This window comes from Cytobacillus sp. C11.1, assembly GCF_058145115.1.
On record NZ_CM176935.1, the window covers coordinates 1,894,276 to 1,911,254 of the forward strand.

The 16,979-nt window shown below is 40.9% G+C and carries 14 protein-coding genes; 10 read left to right on the plus strand and 4 right to left on the minus strand.

Annotated features, from left to right (window positions below; all coding sequences use genetic code 11):
- The first annotated feature begins 43 nt into the window (after positions 1-43).
- Positions 44-1,231 (plus strand): methionine gamma-lyase, encoded by a 1,188-nt coding sequence (gene megL / locus AC3ZVC_RS09390; RefSeq protein ID WP_490068874.1) that lies wholly within the window; start codon positions 44-46, stop codon positions 1,229-1,231.
- A 48-nt stretch (positions 1,232-1,279) separates the two neighbouring features.
- Here megL and AC3ZVC_RS09395 read toward each other — a convergent pair whose 3' ends face one another.
- On the minus strand, positions 1,280-1,759 hold the full coding sequence (locus tag AC3ZVC_RS09395; protein WP_490068065.1) for a GAF domain-containing protein: 480 nt from the start codon (positions 1,757-1,759) through the stop codon (positions 1,280-1,282).
- Positions 1,760-1,935: 176 nt separating this feature from the next.
- On the opposite strand from AC3ZVC_RS09395, the gene refZ reads away from it, so the two are divergent.
- Entirely contained in the window at positions 1,936-2,568 is a 633-nt protein-coding gene (gene refZ / locus AC3ZVC_RS09400; RefSeq protein ID WP_490068066.1) for a forespore capture DNA-binding protein RefZ, read from the plus strand.
- A 24-nt stretch (positions 2,569-2,592) separates the two neighbouring features.
- Here refZ and hisJ read toward each other — a convergent pair whose 3' ends face one another.
- The gene (gene hisJ, locus AC3ZVC_RS09405; protein ID WP_490068067.1) at positions 2,593-3,387 is read right to left on the minus strand and encodes a histidinol-phosphatase HisJ; all 795 of its coding nucleotides are present in this window, start codon (positions 3,385-3,387) and stop codon (positions 2,593-2,595) included.
- A gap of 306 nt (positions 3,388-3,693) precedes the next feature.
- Here hisJ and ezrA point away from each other — a divergent pair, with 306 nt between their 5' ends.
- Positions 3,694-5,379 carry a septation ring formation regulator EzrA gene (gene ezrA / locus AC3ZVC_RS09410; protein WP_490068068.1) on the plus strand — a complete coding sequence of 562 codons (1,686 nt, stop codon included), beginning with the start codon at positions 3,694-3,696 and terminating at the stop codon, positions 5,377-5,379.
- Positions 5,380-5,431: 52 nt separating this feature from the next.
- Here ezrA and brnQ read toward each other — a convergent pair whose 3' ends face one another.
- Positions 5,432-6,775 carry a branched-chain amino acid transport system II carrier protein gene (gene brnQ, locus AC3ZVC_RS09415; RefSeq protein ID WP_490068069.1) on the minus strand — a complete coding sequence of 448 codons (1,344 nt, stop codon included), beginning with the start codon at positions 6,773-6,775 and terminating at the stop codon, positions 5,432-5,434.
- Positions 6,776-7,377: 602 nt separating this feature from the next.
- Here brnQ and AC3ZVC_RS09420 point away from each other — a divergent pair.
- The 6 genes from AC3ZVC_RS09420 to rarD all read left to right on the plus strand — a co-directional run bounded on the left by AC3ZVC_RS09420 (position 7,378) and on the right by rarD (position 14,844).
- Positions 7,378-8,520: a cysteine desulfurase family protein gene (locus tag AC3ZVC_RS09420; RefSeq protein WP_490068070.1), complete on the plus strand. Its 1,143-nt coding sequence runs from the start codon at positions 7,378-7,380 to the stop codon at positions 8,518-8,520.
- A gap of 2 nt (positions 8,521-8,522) precedes the next feature.
- Positions 8,523-9,728, plus strand: a complete 1,206-nt coding sequence (gene thiI, locus AC3ZVC_RS09425; protein ID WP_490068875.1) for a tRNA uracil 4-sulfurtransferase ThiI — start codon at positions 8,523-8,525, stop codon at positions 9,726-9,728.
- 169 nt (positions 9,729-9,897) lie between these two features.
- A complete protein-coding gene (locus AC3ZVC_RS09430) occupies positions 9,898-10,101 on the plus strand; it encodes an alpha/beta-type small acid-soluble spore protein (protein ID WP_159863440.1) in 204 nt (67 codons plus the stop codon).
- Between the two features lie 388 nt (positions 10,102-10,489).
- Positions 10,490-12,079 (plus strand): acyl-CoA synthetase MbcS, encoded by a 1,590-nt coding sequence (mbcS, locus tag AC3ZVC_RS09435; protein ID WP_490068071.1) that lies wholly within the window; start codon positions 10,490-10,492, stop codon positions 12,077-12,079.
- 92 nt (positions 12,080-12,171) lie between these two features.
- Entirely contained in the window at positions 12,172-13,773 is a 1,602-nt protein-coding gene (locus AC3ZVC_RS09440; protein ID WP_490068072.1) for an amidohydrolase, read from the plus strand.
- A gap of 138 nt (positions 13,774-13,911) precedes the next feature.
- Positions 13,912-14,844, plus strand: coding sequence for an EamA family transporter RarD (rarD, locus tag AC3ZVC_RS09445; protein WP_490068073.1), 933 nt, complete (start codon positions 13,912-13,914; stop codon positions 14,842-14,844).
- A 74-nt stretch (positions 14,845-14,918) separates the two neighbouring features.
- On the opposite strand, the gene AC3ZVC_RS09450 is transcribed toward rarD, so the two are convergent.
- The gene (locus AC3ZVC_RS09450; protein WP_490068074.1) at positions 14,919-15,719 is read right to left on the minus strand and encodes an NAD kinase; all 801 of its coding nucleotides are present in this window, start codon (positions 15,717-15,719) and stop codon (positions 14,919-14,921) included.
- 248 nt (positions 15,720-15,967) lie between these two features.
- On the opposite strand from AC3ZVC_RS09450, the gene sppA reads away from it, so the two are divergent.
- On the plus strand, positions 15,968-16,978 hold the full coding sequence (gene sppA / locus AC3ZVC_RS09455) for a signal peptide peptidase SppA (protein WP_490068076.1): 1,011 nt from the start codon (positions 15,968-15,970) through the stop codon (positions 16,976-16,978).
- The last annotated feature ends 1 nt before the right edge of the window (position 16,979 follow it).

Here is a 16,979-nt window from a genome sequence, read left to right on the forward strand (position 1 = left end):
ATAGAAATTAATGAAAGCGTTTACATCGAAAGGGAGAGTTATGATGGAAAGGAAACATCATGTAAAGTTTGAGACACAGGTTATCCATGAAGGTTATGATTCAGAAAGGTTTAATGGAAGCCTTGCACCGCCAATTTTTCAAACATCAACTTTTACATTTGAAACTGCACAACAAGGCGAAAAGCGCTTTGCTGGTGAAGAGGAAGGATATATTTATTCACGTCTTGGCAATCCGACGGTTAAAATGCTTGAAGAAAGAATGGCAGCCCTTGAGAAGGGAGAATCTGCACTTGCTTTTGGATCTGGCATGGCTGCGGTATCCGCAGTGCTAGTTGCATTAACTAAAACAGGTGATCACATATTATGCTCTAAGGGCGTTTATGGATGCACATTTGGTTTGCTGGAGATGATGGATGAAAAATATAAAATTAGCCATGATTTTTCCGCCATGGAATCAAAAGAACAGCTTCTGCAGGAAATCAAACCTGAGACAGCCTGCATTTATGTAGAAACTCCGATTAACCCAACAATGAAACTGGTAAACTTGGAAATGGTTGCAGAGGTAGGGAGAGAAAAAGGGATACCTGTTGTAGTCGATAATACTTTCTGTTCCCCATATCTTCAGAATCCGATTGAACTGGGCTGCGATATCGTCATTCACAGTGCAACAAAGTATATAGGGGGCCATGGGGATGTCGTGGCAGGGATTGTCATAGGTCCAAAGAAATTCTTGGATAAAGTTTCAATGACCACTCAAAAAGATATTGGGGGAATTATATCTCCATTTGATGCCTGGCTGCTCCTCCGAGGGTTAAAAACGCTTGCTGTAAGGCTTGACCGCCATTGCGAGAACGCTGAGAAGCTTGCAGGATATCTATTGGAACATTCAAAAGTCGAAAAGATTTATTTTCCGGGTGACAGGAATAATCCCGAGTACGCGATCATGCAAAAACAAATGAGGAAACCGGGCGGGATGATTTCATTTACTTTAAAAGGAGATAAAGAAACAGCCCAGGCATTTATGAATGAGCTAAAGCTAATCAAAATTGCTGTGAGTCTTGGAGATGCCGAGACATTGATCCAGCACCCGGCTACCATGACCCATGCGGTTGTGCCACAAGAATCCCGGGAGCGCATGGGGATTGAAGATACACTGTTAAGACTTTCGGTTGGTCTTGAATCATGGGAAGATATCCGTGATGATCTGGCCCAGGCGCTTGAAAGGATTTAACGTATACAAAAAGGAGATGTCCTGTGAATGGGATCATCTCCTTTATTTTTATAGGTAGGATGCCAGTACTTTTGTAAATTTTTCTAAGTATTCCTGATCGAGTTCATCAAAGCGGTTTTTTTCAGGTGAATCAATATCCAAAACACCTAGCAGATTGCCGTCTTTGATAAGAGGAATAACGATTTCCGACTCAGAAGCCGCATCGCAGGCAATATGTCCAGGGAATTGATGGACATCTTCCACCCGTACAGTTTCCATTTGTTTGGCTGCCGTTCCGCAGACCCCTTTTCCAAGTGGAATCCTTACACAGGCAGGAAGTCCCTGAAAAGGCCCAAGCACAAGTTCTCCTTCTTCCATCAGGTAAAATCCGACCCAGTTTGTACGGTCAAGGAATTGATTGAGCAGCGCAGATGCATTGCTGAGATTGGCAATTTGGTTCTTTTCTCCTTCAAGCAATGCAGAAAGCTGTTTGATGACCAATTTATAATTTTCTTCACGGGTTCCCCGGTATGATTCGACATTAAACATCACTATTCACCTTACTCTCTTAAAAATATGTGAATTTCCTGGCAGAAACGCAGGAAATAAGGAAGACATTGTCGAGAACTTAAAAAAGGATAAGACGATTTTAGCAAGAATGTTTAATTATAACAACTAATCCGCGTATTAAGGTGAATTTGACTAAAGAAAGCGAGGCGAGAACGGTGAGGAAAAATTCCAAAGAGGCGATTGTTGCGGCTGCTATATACTTATTTAATACGAAGGGTTTTTCCGGGACATCCATTCGGGATATTGCCGGGAAAGCAAAAACCAATCCAGCAAACATATCATACTACTTTGATAACAAACATGGATTGCTTGAATACTGCTTCACTGCTTTTTTTGAAGGCTATATTCAGGAGGTTGAGAGGGGCTTTTCTTTGATGGATCAAGGAGCAGCCATCAGCTTGAAGAAAATAGCGGAGAATATCATGGCTTACCAATTTGACAATAGCCATTTGACCAGGCTTATTCTCCGCGAAATATCCATTGATTCACAGGTGGTCCGGGAAATTATGTCCACTTATTTGGCTAAGGAAAAATTCTATTTCAGCAAAGTGCTGGAACGCGGCATGAAAACGAAAGAGTTTCGGGCCCATGCTGCCAATTATATGATTATCCAATTAAAAGGACTATTGTCCATGCCGTTTTTGAACACCCATTATATGGCGGAAGTCCTGCATGTGTTCCCGCATGAAAGATACTTCGCGGAGAAATACACAAAGGAGATCTTCAATTGGATTGATGGTGTTCTATGCAATCATCATGCTGGTAAACCATATGCTGCAGTGTTGTAATACTTCTTTTACAGTTAAAACCAATCAGAGGTATTTCATGACACTGCGGCCCTGGCCCATTTCCTTTACCTGATGGGCATCTGAACCATAAATCAGCGGTATCCCTTTTTTGACAGCTTCTTCCGCAACCCAATCAGGAGGATATGGTTCCCTGCAAAGGGGCTTGGAGTATCCTGCTCCATTATAATCAAGCTCATAACCCTGCATTTTTACTGCATCAAGCAGTTGCAGGATTTCTCCCTTGAATTCCCTGTTAATGGGGTATTTTTTTTGGAATTTTTTAACCAATGTAATATGGCCAATTCTTTTAGGTTTAAATAGACCCAAATCAGATTGGACTGATAAAAGCAGGGTACGGAAGTAATTGGTGTATAATGCTTCTATTGAACCGTATTGCTCGATCATTTTTCCAAAAACATCCGGGCTATAGTCGAGGCATTCATATTGGTTGCTGTGCTTTAAAAAGTGGACAGATAAGATGGAATCATCCAAGTATTTTCCTGCGTTATTCAGAAAGCTTTTTGTTTCCTGTTCAAAACCTTCTATGAAATCCACTTCGAGCCCAGCGTTGATTTTTATTTTTCCTCTATAAGCCGCTTTGAGCCTTGAAATATCTTCAAAATATTGTTCGAGTTCTCCCTGCCTCATGGCACTGTCAGAGGCTGGTGCAGGGTCAATAAAACTTTCAGGCAAAGGGGCATGTTCAGTAAAGGAAATTTCCTTGAAGCCAAGCTCCAATGCTTTTTCGACATAATCTTCCAAAGGGTCTTTTGTACCGTGCGGACAGAATGATGTGTGAATGTGGCCGTCTTTTATCATAAGGAATATCACCTTTCTTTTAGAAGTAGGAAGGAAATAAGCAATAAAAAGCGAATTGGTTGTAATTGAGAATCTCATATTGTTCAATAAAAGAGAAGGCGAGTGGCTTGTTCGTTTCTCTTACTTTTGAAAAATACCAATCAAATGATAAAATTGCCAACCGATAAACGCAATAAATTCATAAAAATATGAAATAAATAGTCAAAAAATGTCGTTTACATGGTATCATAAAAACATTGAAAATAACATGCAATAAAATCCTATACATATACATATCGGCTCGGGAACAGAACAGGGGGCTTTAACATGGAATACATAATTGGAGGTATAGTCATTCTTATATGCCTATATCTGACGGGATATTACTTGAAGAAAAAGTATTATAAAGAAATTGACAGGCTTGAAACATGGAAGATGGATATTACAGATCGCCCTGTTCTAGATGAAATGTCAAGGGTTAAAAAGCTGAATATGACAGGCCAGACCGAGGAGTTATTTGAACGCTGGAGAAACGAGTGGGACGAAATTGTTACAACACAGCTTCCTGATGTTGAGGAATATTTATTTGACGCTGAAGAGAACATCGATAAATACCGTTTCAAAAAAGCCCAGGAAGTTCAGCAGAAAATTGAACAGCGTTTGTATGAAATTGAAGAGAGTATTAAAAAATTGCTTGGCGAATTGAATGAGCTTGTTGGGAGCGAAGAGAAAAACAGGGCGGAAATTGAAGAATTGAAGGATATGTACCGAGAATGCAAGAAGTCATTGCTTGCCCATCGCCATACATTCGGAAAAGCAGAAACTCTTCTGGAAACACAGCTTGATGAGGCTTTAGGGAAGTTTGAAGAATTTGATGAAAAGACAGAGAAGGGCAACTATCTTGAAGCACGTGAAACACTCCTAATGATTAAAGCGCTGCTGGAGGATGCCCAAAGCAAAATGGAGGCAATACCCAACTTAATGGTGGAATGCCAATCCAAAATTCCATCACAGCTGGAAGAATTGAAGGATGGATACAAGGAGATGCTTGAACAAGGCTATATCCTGGACCATTTGCAAATGGAAAAAGAAATTGAGCGGCTTGTACAGGAAGTGGCTGCATACGCCGGCTGTGTTGACAAAGCAGAGACGGCTGAAGTCCAAAAAGGCGTTGATGAAATTAAAGATAAAATTGATCTTCTATATGACCTTCTTGAAAAAGAAGTCCATGCAAGACATTACCTAAGCCAGCAAGATGAATCAACAAGAAACATGCTATATAATAATAAGGACATTAATAGCCACCTGAAGGCGGAAATGTCGGTTGTCAGGCAGAGCTACCATGTTACAGATAAGGACTTGGAAGTTCAAGTGCAATTAGAAAAAAAACTAACCCAGCTCTTTAAAAAATTCGAAGTGCTGGATCATAAAATTAACAGCAAAAGTGCTCCTCACACTGTTTTGAGGGAAGAGCTTGCTGAAGTAAAGGAACAGCTTGAAGAAATCTCGGATGAACAAGCTGCATTCGCAGAAAAACTCCAGGCATTAAGAAAAGATGAACTGTCTGCCAGGGAAAAGGTGAAAGAGTTAACCAAAAAAGTATCTGAAACTATGAGGATTATTTCTAAAAACAATGTTCCTGGCGTTTCGCAGGAATATAAGTATTTGATCCAGGATGCAAAAGAAAGCATAGACAATGTGCTGGCGAAGCTGGATGAGAAACCATTAAATATCCCTGCTGTCCAGCAGTATCTTGAAGTGGCTGTCCTTACGGTAGACAAGGCTGCTGACTCTACCAATGACATGATAGAGACCATTCTTCTTGCAGAGAAAGTGATTCAATATGGAAACAGATACAGAAGCAGATATCCGTCCATTGATAAAGGCCTTAAAGAAGCGGAATCTTCGTTTAGGAGCTATGATTATAAAACAGCACTCGAACAGGCTGCGTCTTCTATAGAAGAGGTAGATCCGGGAGCTATAAAGAAGATCGAAGACATTATAAAAGAATAGATAAAAGACCAGATCCACTTGGATCTGGTCTTTTATTGTAGATGTGCTGCGCTTACTCATGAACAGGAATAGTTTTCTTGGATTCTCCGAAAGCCAATGCCAGAAAGTAGCCAATGATCGCTCCTGCGATGGCAGGCACGAGCCAGCCGATTCCCTGGGCAAAGAATGGAAGGAATTGAAGAGATTCCGTTATGAATGCTACATCCATTCCAGCGATTTTTAGTCCATCAATAAAACTGATTACTCCTGTTGGAATTAAAGCACCTATATATACCAAAGAGTATCCATTAAATGCATTATGCATAAAGGATAGCAAAATCAGCACGATTGCCAGCGGGTAGATAATGATTAATATTGGCAATGATATTTGAATTAATTGTGTTAAACCGATATTTGCTACGATCATGCTAAACAAAGAGAGAATGGCCACAATGGATTTATAAGAAACCTTCGGGAGAAGCTTAGAGAAATACTGAGCACAGGCAGAGACAAGACCGACAGAAGTTGTCAGGCAGGCAACCGTAATGGCTAGCGCCAGTATCGCTGCTCCGGCAGATCCAAACAAGTATTGTGCTGAAGCAGAAAGGATAGCGCCCCCATTATCCATTTTTCCTAAAGTATCCATGCTGGAAGCCCCTATATACGCAAGGGAAAGATATACCGCTGCTAAACCTGCTGCTGCGATCAGTCCTGCGGTAATGCATATCTTCATAAGAGACTGTCTATTAGTAATACCCATTCCTTTGATAGAACCAATGACAACAATCCCAAATACAAGAGCTGCTATCGTATCCATTGTCAGATAACCTTCAATAAAGCCTTTGAAAAATGGTCCATCCGCATATGCACCTTGTGGAGCTTTAAGATCGCCGAGCGGTGTAATCAAACTCTTTATTACAAGGACTGCCAGAATAATGAGCAGTGCCGGTGTAAAGAGTTTGCCAATCCTGTCCACTAATTTGGAAGGGTTTAATGAAAGCCAGGCAGTGATCCCGAAAAAGATGACAGTATACAAAAATAGTGGAAGTCCATTTTTGGAAGCGGTTTCAGACAAGAACGGAATAATACCGATTTCATAAGCTACAGTCCCTGTACGCGGAATTCCAAAAAGTGGTCCTATGGCCAAATACATGACAATTGTAAATACTATTCCATATAAGGGATGCACACGGCTAGCAATTGTCTGTAAGTCCCCATTTTTTGCTATTGCAATAATTCCTAAAAGCGGCAATCCAACACCTGTAATCAAAAATCCAAAAATGGCAGTCCATACATTTGTACCGGCTTCCTGGCCCAGAAAAGGAGGAAAAATCATATTCCCTGCTCCAAAGAAAAGAGCAAATAACAGTAGCCCAACCGCCAGAATTTGTTTTGATGTTAGTGTTTTATTCTCCATATATATCCTCCTGAAAGATGGTTCTATTTCTTAATGTTTAGAACATTTTCATATTAGCATACGTTATGAGAAATTTGTCGAATAAAAATGAAGTCTTAATATTGTGTATTTTATGATAACATCCGAATAGGAAAACAGTACCGGAAGTTCAACATTTAACAGCCTTCCACAGGCAAATAAATTCATTCATTTACTAAAAAAGGGCAAAAATGAATAATTTAATAAGGCTGTTTTCGCCACTTTGTTGCTTTTTAAACAAGTAGTGAGGTGAGGTTGATTTCCACTCCAGGATGCTCGCTTTCCGCGGGGCGGGCGGTGAGCCTCCTCGGTGCGCAGCACCTGTGGGGTCTCACCTGTCCCACTCCTCCCGCTGGAGTCTCGCACCTTGCGCTTCAATCAACCAACCTTATTTATCAATGTATTTATTTACAAAATCTATTTTATAAACAACAATCTTTTAGTAAAGAGCCTTTAATAAAGTCCACATTTGCCTATCATGATCACTCATTTATCTGGATGAAATCAATTACGTTTTCATTCGGAGCAGGTTATGATATGATTTAAAGTTGGCAAAAGGGTTTTCGCAATGGAAGGAGAAGACCATGATTTATTTTGATAACAGTGCAACAACAAAACCATATAAAGAAGTGCTTGATTCATTTATAAAGGTTTCCTCGGAATATTTTGGCAACCCATCTTCACTGCATGGCATTGGGGGTCAGGCAGAAAGGCTTTTAAATCAGGCAAGAGAACAAGTTGCCAAGTTGATGAATGTCCAGCATAATGAGATTTATTTTACCTCTGGAGGGACAGAGAGCAATAATTTGGCTTTAAAGGGTACGGCTTTAATGCATAGGAACAGGGGCCGCCATATTATTACAACAGAAGTAGAACATGCTTCAGTAAGGGAAACCATGGCGCAGCTTGGTGAACTGGGCTACCGCATTACTTTTATACCGCCAGGCAGCAGCGGAGTAATAAGTGTAGAGGAAATAGAAAAAGAGATCACATCAGAAACGATATTAGTTTCGGTCATGCATGTAAATAATGAAATAGGTTCTATTCAGCCTATTAAAGAAATCGGCAATTTGCTGAGAAAGCATCCAAAAATTGTGTTCCATGTGGATGATGTGCAGGGGATTGGCAAGGTTCCTCTTGACCTTCATGAATCTAATGTCGATCTGTGTACCCTTTCTGCCCACAAATTTCACGGGTTAAAAGGGAATGGAGTCTTATTCATCCGTGATGGCATCAGTCTTTCGCCGTTATTTTCCGGTGGGAATCAGGAATGGAAGCAAAGAAGCGGCACTGAAAATGTAGCTGGCATTGTGGCAATGGCAAAAGCATTACGACTTACAATGAATAATAAAGAAAAATTTCTTGATCGGCTTTTATCTATTAAAAATTATTTAATGGCAGAGCTTGGAAAAATGGACGATATCACTGTCCATACCCCTGAAATCCATTCAGCACCGCATATTATTAATTTTTCCATAAAAGGGTTTAAAGCTGAGGTATTTGTCCACGCTCTTGAAGAGAAGGGCATTTATGTTTCTACCACAAGTGCTTGCTCGTCAAAGAAAGCGGCTGCCAGCAGTACTCTAATTGCAATCGGAGTTCCGGAAAAAGATGCAAAAAGTGCCATAAGGGTCAGCCTAACTTATGAAAATTCACTTGAAGAAGCCGCAGCTTTTATAGAGGCAGTGAAAGAGACTGTTAATCGGCTAAGAGAGGTTATGAAATAATGATAAATTATGATCGAATACTTATTAGATATGGAGAAATTTCTACAAAAGGCAGGAACCGCAATAAGTTTGTAGATAAATTGAGGAAAAGCATATCCAATGTGCTTCATGATTTTACTGGTATCAAGATTGAGGCTACGAGAGACCGTATGTATGTCATTCTGAATGGTGCAGATGGTAAGGAGGTTTCAGAACGGCTTAAGGGTGTGTTTGGGATCCAATCTTTCAGCCCCGCTGTTAAAACCAATAAAGAGATGGAAGAAATGAAGGATGCAGCATTGGCCTTATTCAATAAGAATTATGAAGAAGGAAAAACATTTAAAATCACAACCAAAAGGGCTGATAAGAGTTTCCCTTTAAATACAGACGAACTCAATCATGAGTTTGGCGGACATTTGCTAAAGAATGTACCGGGCTTGAAGGTGAATGTAAAAAAGCCTGATATAAATCTCCAAATTGAAATTCGGGAAGAAGCAGCCTACTTATCGTGTGAAACGATCCAGGGAGCAGGAGGCCTTCCGGCTGGATCCGGCGGCAAAGCGATGTTAATGCTTTCCGGAGGGATCGATAGCCCTGTAGCTGGTTATTTATCGATGAAAAGAGGCCTGGAGGTAGAAGCTGTCCATTTTTACAGCCCGCCTTTTACAAGTGAACGTGCAAAGCAGAAAGTCATTGATCTCACAGAAAGATTGGCAAATATTACAGGGGCGGTTTCGCTGCATATTGTTCCGTTTACTGAAATCCAGCAGCTGATCCAGCAGCAGGTTCCCCAAAATTATACAATGACGGCAACAAGGCGCCTAATGCTGCGAATAACAGATGAAATCCGCAGGAAAAATGATGGGCTTGCCATCATTACAGGGGAAAGTCTTGGGCAGGTGGCCAGCCAGACGCTGGAGAGCATGTACGCAATAAATGACGTAACGAACACTCCTGTCCTTAGGCCGCTAATTACAATGGATAAATCCGAAATCATCGAGATTGCTCAAAAGATTGATACACATGATATTTCCATCAGGCCGTTTGAAGATTGCTGTACGGTTTTTGTTCCGGCTTCTCCAAAGACAAAGCCGAAACGGGATAAAGTCCGTCACTTTGAAAGCTTTGTTGATTTCGAACCTCTTATTGCAAAAGCAGTAGAGAATACAGAAAAGATGATTATTAAACCTCAATCCGGCAAGGAAGAGTCGTTTGAAGATTTATTTTAACCTTTGGGTATGTTCTCGCTGATTGCTGTGGCAATCTGTTGATTTATATAATCGGAACATGCTTCTATGCTAATGATTCAACTTAAAAAATTGAAAGAAATTACCAGTAAATATTTGAATATGGCCATGTGATTCTACACATTCTATACTCACAAGGAGGTGAAATCACATGGCAAACAACAACAGCTCAAACCAACTTCTAGTTCCTGGAGTTCAACAAGCTCTAGATCAAATGAAGTACGAAATTGCTACTGAATTCGGTGTAAACCTTGGTGCAGAAACTACTTCTCGTGCTAACGGTTCAGTAGGGGGAGAAATCACTAAGCGCTTAGTTCAAATGGCTGAACAGCAATTAGGCGGTTTCCAAAAATAATTAAATAATATGGCTACAAGGAGCAGGAATTCTTTCCTGCTCCTTATTTATGTTTAAAGCTAAATGCTGACCCTTGCAGTTGATAATGGAACAGAAAAAGCGAGAACTTCAAAATCCTTCGTACGATGTTTATTCATAATTGCTAGTTAAATGTCCTGCGGGAAATTAAATGTGAGTCATGCACAGAGGGACATTTGCCCCCGCTGTTTCGCTGAGCTTATTGACGTAATTAACAGGCAGGCTTAACATACCGTATTTTAGGACAGGACATAGAACATTTGCAAAAAATAAATAATTTAAAATTTTAGAATAATTTAGTATAATAATTTCTATAGATTAGCATCTTAGGTAGAGGCATCTGCAATAGAAATTGTTAGGGGGAGATTTGATGAAACGGGAAGAGTTAATTGCACCGGAGAAATATAATCTCGTATCTGAAATGGAGCGTTATGCCGGGGATAAGGACAAGCTTGCAATCAGATGGGTAAATGAGCAGGGAGAGAAAAAAGAGGTTACATACAAGGAGCTTCTCCGTAATGCAAACAAAATTGGAAACGTTTTCTTGAAAAATGGTTTGCAAAAAGGAGATGTTATTCTCATTATAGTTCCAAGGCTGATTGAAGCATATCAAGTCTACATTGCTTCACTTAAAGCCGGAATTGTCGTGATACCAAGTTCGGAAATGCTCCGTACAAAAGATCTTCAATACCGAATTAATCATGGGGATGTTAAAGGTATTGTAAGTTATTATCCATATGTCGATCAATTTGAAAATATTAAGGAAGCCGCCAGTATACCGAAATTTGTGATTGGCGGACAAGCGGAGGATTGGATCCACCTGGATGAGGAAATGGACAAGGCTTCCGACGAACTGCCATTGGCAGATACCACAAAGGATGATATGGCGTTCCTATCTTATACATCGGGAACCACAGGAAATCCTAAAGGCGTTGTACATACACATGGCTGGGCATTTGCCCATCTTAAAACAGCTGCACCGAACTGGCTTTGCATTGAAGAAGGAGATACAGTATGGGCCACTGCAGGTCCAGGATGGCAAAAATGGATTTGGAGCCCGTTCCTTTCCGTTCTTGGCTCAGGTGCTACCGGCCTTGTATATAATGGGAAGTTCGAGCCGAAAAAATATTTGCAGCTTTTAGAGGATTATAAGGTAAACGTCCTTTGCTGTACGCCTACAGAATACAGGCTGATGGCAAAGGTGGACAATATCCATGAATATAAGCTTCTGGAGCTGCATAGTGCTGTTTCAGCTGGTGAGCCGCTAAACCGCGAAGTGATTGATACATTTAAAAAGCATTTTAATGTAAACGTACGTGATGGCTATGGCCAAACAGAAAATACGCTGCTTGTTGGCATTACAAAAGAGATGGAGCTTAAAGCTGGCTCGATGGGCAAACCGACTCCAGGGAACAGGGTTGAAATTATCAATGAGGACGGAGAAGTTTGTGCTGTAGGTGAAGTAGGTGATATTGCTGTCCATGTAGATACTCCTGCGTTATTTAAAAACTATTATAAAGATCCGGAAAGAACTGCTATGCAATTCCGCAGGGATTACTATATTACGGGTGATAAAGCAAAGAAAGATGAAGACGGCTATTTCTGGTTTGAAGGAAGAGTCGATGATATTATTATCAGCTCCGGCTATACCATTGGACCTTTTGAGGTTGAAGATGCATTGGTAAAGCACCCGTATGTAGCTGAATGTGCAGTTGTCGGAAGTCCTGATGAGGTACGCGGTAATATTGTCAAAGCCTTTGTGGTATTAAGGGAAGGCGTAGACCGAAGCGACCCCAACCTGGTTTCTGCGCTTCAGGAGCATGTGAAGGAACTGACAGCGCCATATAAATATCCGCGCAAAATTGAATTTTTATCCGAACTTCCGAAAACAACATCAGGAAAAATCATGCGGGTTGAATTAAGAAAAAAAGAAGCGGAAACAGCTTCAGCACAAAACTAAATCGCAATACAAGATACAGGCGGGAATTCCGCCTGTATTTTTGTTATACTATGTGAAAATGAAATTTTAGGATGGTAAAGGGGAAAAGATTTATGGGAACGCTATGGCATGGGGGTACTATTTATACCCTTCAGCAGGAAAATCATCAGGCAGAAGCCGTTTTTACCAAAGGAAACAAAATTATTGGAATTGGTAATATCCAATTTTTAAAAGAAAAGTATAAAGGTGAGATACAGGAAGAAATAGATTTGGGTGGCAGCACAATGCTTCCTGGTTTTGTGGATAGCCATATGCATTTGATCGGGCATGGCGAAAGGCTGATCAGGCTCGATTTATCAAAACACACTTCCAAGCAGGAGGTTTTATTGGCAGTTAAGCAATTTGCAGAAACAGTTGAGGAAGGGGAATGGGTAATAGGTGAAGGCTGGAACGAGAATCTTTGGGATCAGCCGGAACCAATTTATGCCCAAGAACTGGATCAATATGTACCTAATCACCCTGTTATGCTTAAACGAGTATGCAGACATGCACTGGCAGTCAACTCGCTGGGTCTGAAAAAAGCCAATATTTCAGAAGAAACAGAGTGCCCTCCGGGGGGAGTTATTGATAAAGATGAACAGGGAAGGCTTAATGGACTATTAAAAGACCAGGCACAGGAGCTTCTATTTAATGTGCTTCCAACTGTTTCGGAAAGCTATTTAAAGAAGGCGCTTCACGCAGCTATTAATGATGCTTATAAATTGGGACTGACAGGCGGACATACAGAGGATCTGAATTATTATGGAGGCTTCGGCCAAACCTATCAGGCGTTCAAGCAGGTAATCGAGGAAGATGAAATGCCGTTTCGCGCCCATCTTCTTGTTCATCACGAGGTCGTGGAAGAAATGGTTGAGAAAGGCGGAAGCTTTTTGGGCGGGAGCGAACATATAGAGTTCGGTGCAATGAAAATATTTGCTGATGGAGCCCTTGGAGGAAGAACAGCCCTGTTAAGCCATCCATATGCTGACGACCCCTCAACATCGGGAGTCGCTATTTATTCGCAGGAGCAGCTTGATGGCCTTGTGGAAAAAGCGCGTAAGCATGGAATGCCTGTTGCCATTCACACGATTGGAGACTATGCTTTTGAAATGGCATTAAATGCGATTGAAAAGCATCCTTTAGAAATTATGGGTAGAGACAGGCTAATCCATGCGCAGATTCTGCGGAAGGAACTGATTGACAGGGCTAAAATACTGCCTCTGATCCTGGATATCCAGCCAAGATTTACAGCATCCGATTTTCCTTGGGTGATTGATCGCATTGGCGAAGAAAACATGGAATACTGTTATGCCTGGAAAACTCTTTTAGAGGAAGGGGTACCTTGTGCAGGAGGCTCGGACGCGCCTATCGAACCGGCTAATCCGCTTCTCGGCATCCATGCAGCTGTCACAAGAACAAATATCGATGATCCCAATAAAACAGTTTATTATCCAAGCGAAGCACTAACTGTGTACGAGGCAGTCAGCTTATTTACGAAAGGGAGTGCCTTTGCCGCATCCCACGAGAACGACCGGGGAATAATTAAAGAAGGTTACCTTGCAGATTTTACCATATTAAAAGAAGACATCTTTAAAATACCGAAGCAGCAAATTGCCGGTATAACCGTCGATAAAACGGTAATTGACGGCAAAATCGTTTATAATCATAAATATTAAGTACCAGGTACCTATACCACTTCGCTCAACTGGTATAGGTACCTGGTACCGTTTGTGTAGAAAAAAAGATTGCCAACATTTTTACGTTCGACTTATAATATAAATATTTCGATACTAGAAAGAATTGGGGCAATGACAATGAAAAATAATGAAGTCCAAATGGGTGCTCTTTATGCCGGGTTCGCTTACTTTTTGTGGGGAATCCTGCCGATTTACTGGAAGTATTTAAACCATGTGAATGCAGATGAGATTTTAGCGAACCGGGTTATTTGGTCGTTGTTCTTTATGCTGTTTATTCTCCTGGCCACTAAGAAGCTGCACTCTTTCATTACGACACTAAAAGGGTTTCGGACCAACAAAAAGCAGCTTTTTGCTCTTGTCATTGCTTCGCTGTTAATCAGCACGAACTGGTTTTTGTACATTTGGGCAGTTAACACGGACCAAATGATCGAGGCAAGCCTTGGCTATTATATAAACCCGCTTGTAAGTGTACTGCTGGGAATGATGGTTTTTAAAGAGAAGCTTTCCCCCGCACAATATGTATCATTTGGCCTGGCGTTTGCAGGAGTGTTGATCTTAACCATAAGCTACGGACGTGTCCCGTGGATTGCTTTTGTTCTGGCGCTATCATTTGGCCTTTATGGATTAACGAAAAAGCTTATTAAAGTAGACTCAACCATTGGCCTTACGCTCGAAACCCTAGTGGTGACTCCCGTAGCATTACTTTATATGATTTCTCTTTTTGTAAATGAAAAACAGGCTTTCTTAAATGTTTCATCAAGCACCGACTTCCTTCTTATTGGGGCTGGAGCGGCAACCGCAGTACCGCTTCTGTATTTTGCAAAAGGCGCCCAAAAGATTCCGATGTCCATGCTCGGATTTTTGCAATATATTGCTCCGACAATCACATTGATCCTCGGTGTGTTTATGTACCACGAGCATTTTACAAAGCTTCATCTGCTTTCGTTTATGTTCATTTGGCTGGCACTGACCATTTATTCGATCTCAAGGACAAAGCTTTTTGCTCATTTAGAAACAAAATGGAAACGCGGCAGAGATGTTGGCATATAGAAAAAGAGTTTCGCATGATGTGCGAAACTCTTTTTTTGCTCTTATGAAGGAAGTTAGTAGAGACTTCAAAGTTCTTATAAAAATGTCCTCTTCACTTTCTCCCAGAATGAATTGTCTTTTAGTTTTACGGTTTTAATGATTTTTTCGCTTAGCTTTATGTCAATCTTTTCTACATGCTGGATGCTTAGAGCTTCATTGTCCATGCCCATCGTAGGATGGTCGTTGCCGTCCTGTACAACCCTTAAAGTCAATTTGCGGTTTCCGCTCAGGATAAAAGAGGATCCGAGTGTACGGTAGCTGTTGTTATTTAGAGATGCCAGTTCGCTTACCTGCATGCAAGGAAGCATCGGATCAACTACAGAGCCGTTAACAGACTTGTTATAGGCAGTGCTTCCGGTCGGTGTGGCGACAATCATTCCGTCCCCTCTAAAGGTTTCAAAATGAAGGTCATCAATAAATACATCAATTACAAAGGTTTTAATAATGGCAGACCGGATACTGAATTCATTTAAGCACTGAAAAGATGTCTGGTCATCAACTGTTACATCGATGGTTGGATAGCGTCTAACTTCCACTTGCTCATTTGTCATCGCTTCTACCATTTTTGCTGTATCGTCCAGATGGAAATCACAATAGAGGCTTAAGCTTCCTGTAGTTGAGATTCCAGCATATAAACAATCATCCCTATAGCCGGTTTTTCGTACTGCCTGCAAGAACGTTCCGTCTCCACCAATACTTACAATGATATTCGCTTGTTTGTAATCAGTTACGATCTTAAAATCATGTTCCCTGGCGAGATTGTAAAGAGGGCTGACTTTTTCCATCATTTCGTCGTCTCGTTTGTGATAAAAATATATGTTCCGGCGGGTAGGCATATTCATTCCTCCAAACAATAGGTTATATAAGAAGTTCATTTGATACTTATATGGATTTTCTTTCCCATATAATTCATATTTTGCTATGATTATGGTTGTTGAATTCAGTTTACCTGTTTTTGAAACATTTTAAAAGTTAATACGTATGAAGAATATGTGACGGATTGGTTTGCCGTAATCATAAAAGTCAGTTTGGATTTCCTGCTTGTTATGATATGGAGAGCGATGATGAAAAAGGAGGATATTAAATGAATGGAAAACGTTGGGCAGCTCTGGGGATTGCTGTAGTATTATTTGGTTTTTCCGTGTTGATCAATTTTATGACGGCATTTGCTTTTACAGACATTGAGAGTTCGGTTACTGATTTATTTGCCGGCAGCAATGAGGCTTTTATGGAAGAAGTGATTGAGGATGGAAATGCAATGAAAAAAGTCGCAGTCCTCGATGTAAATGGAGTTATTCAGGATACTGGGGATGCTGCGTCCTTTTTTGCGAGTCCCGGGTATAATCACAAAGGCTTTATGGATAATCTCGATTACGTAAAAGAAGATGATGCAGTAAAGGGCATTGTCATTCGCGTTAACACCCCAGGCGGAGGTGTAGTAGAAAGCGCTGAAATTCATGATAAAATCGTAGAAATCCAGAAGGAAACAAAGAAGCCAGTTTACATATCAATGGGTTCCATGGCTGCCTCCGGAGGCTATTATATTTCAGCTCCAGCTGATGAAATTTTTGCCAGCCCTGAAACATTGACAGGTTCACTTGGCGTTATTATGCAAGGCTATAATTATGCCGGCTTGGCTGAAAAATATGGGGTTGAGTTTGTTACTGTCAAAAGCGGACCTTATAAAGATATCATGAGTCCGACCAGGGATATGACGGAAGAAGAAAGAAAAATTCTTCAATCCATGATCGACAATTCCTATGAGGGCTTTGTTAAAGTCATTTCTGATGGAAGAGGGCTTTCTAGCCAAAAGGTAAAGGAAATTGCGGATGGGCGGATCTATGACGGGCGCCAGGCAAAAGAATTGAACCTGATTGATGGCTTTGGCTATGACGATGATGTGATTGAACAGATAAAGAAAGACCATAATTTGAAAGATGCGCAGGTTGTCGAGTATACCGAAAATCTTGGATTCGGATCCATGTTCAGCATGGGCGCGCGCAAAATCATGGGCGAGGATCTCGAAATGGCAGGGCTAATGAAAATGCTGTCTCAGCCAAATTCACCGCGCTTAATGTATCTTTATGCTGAATAGG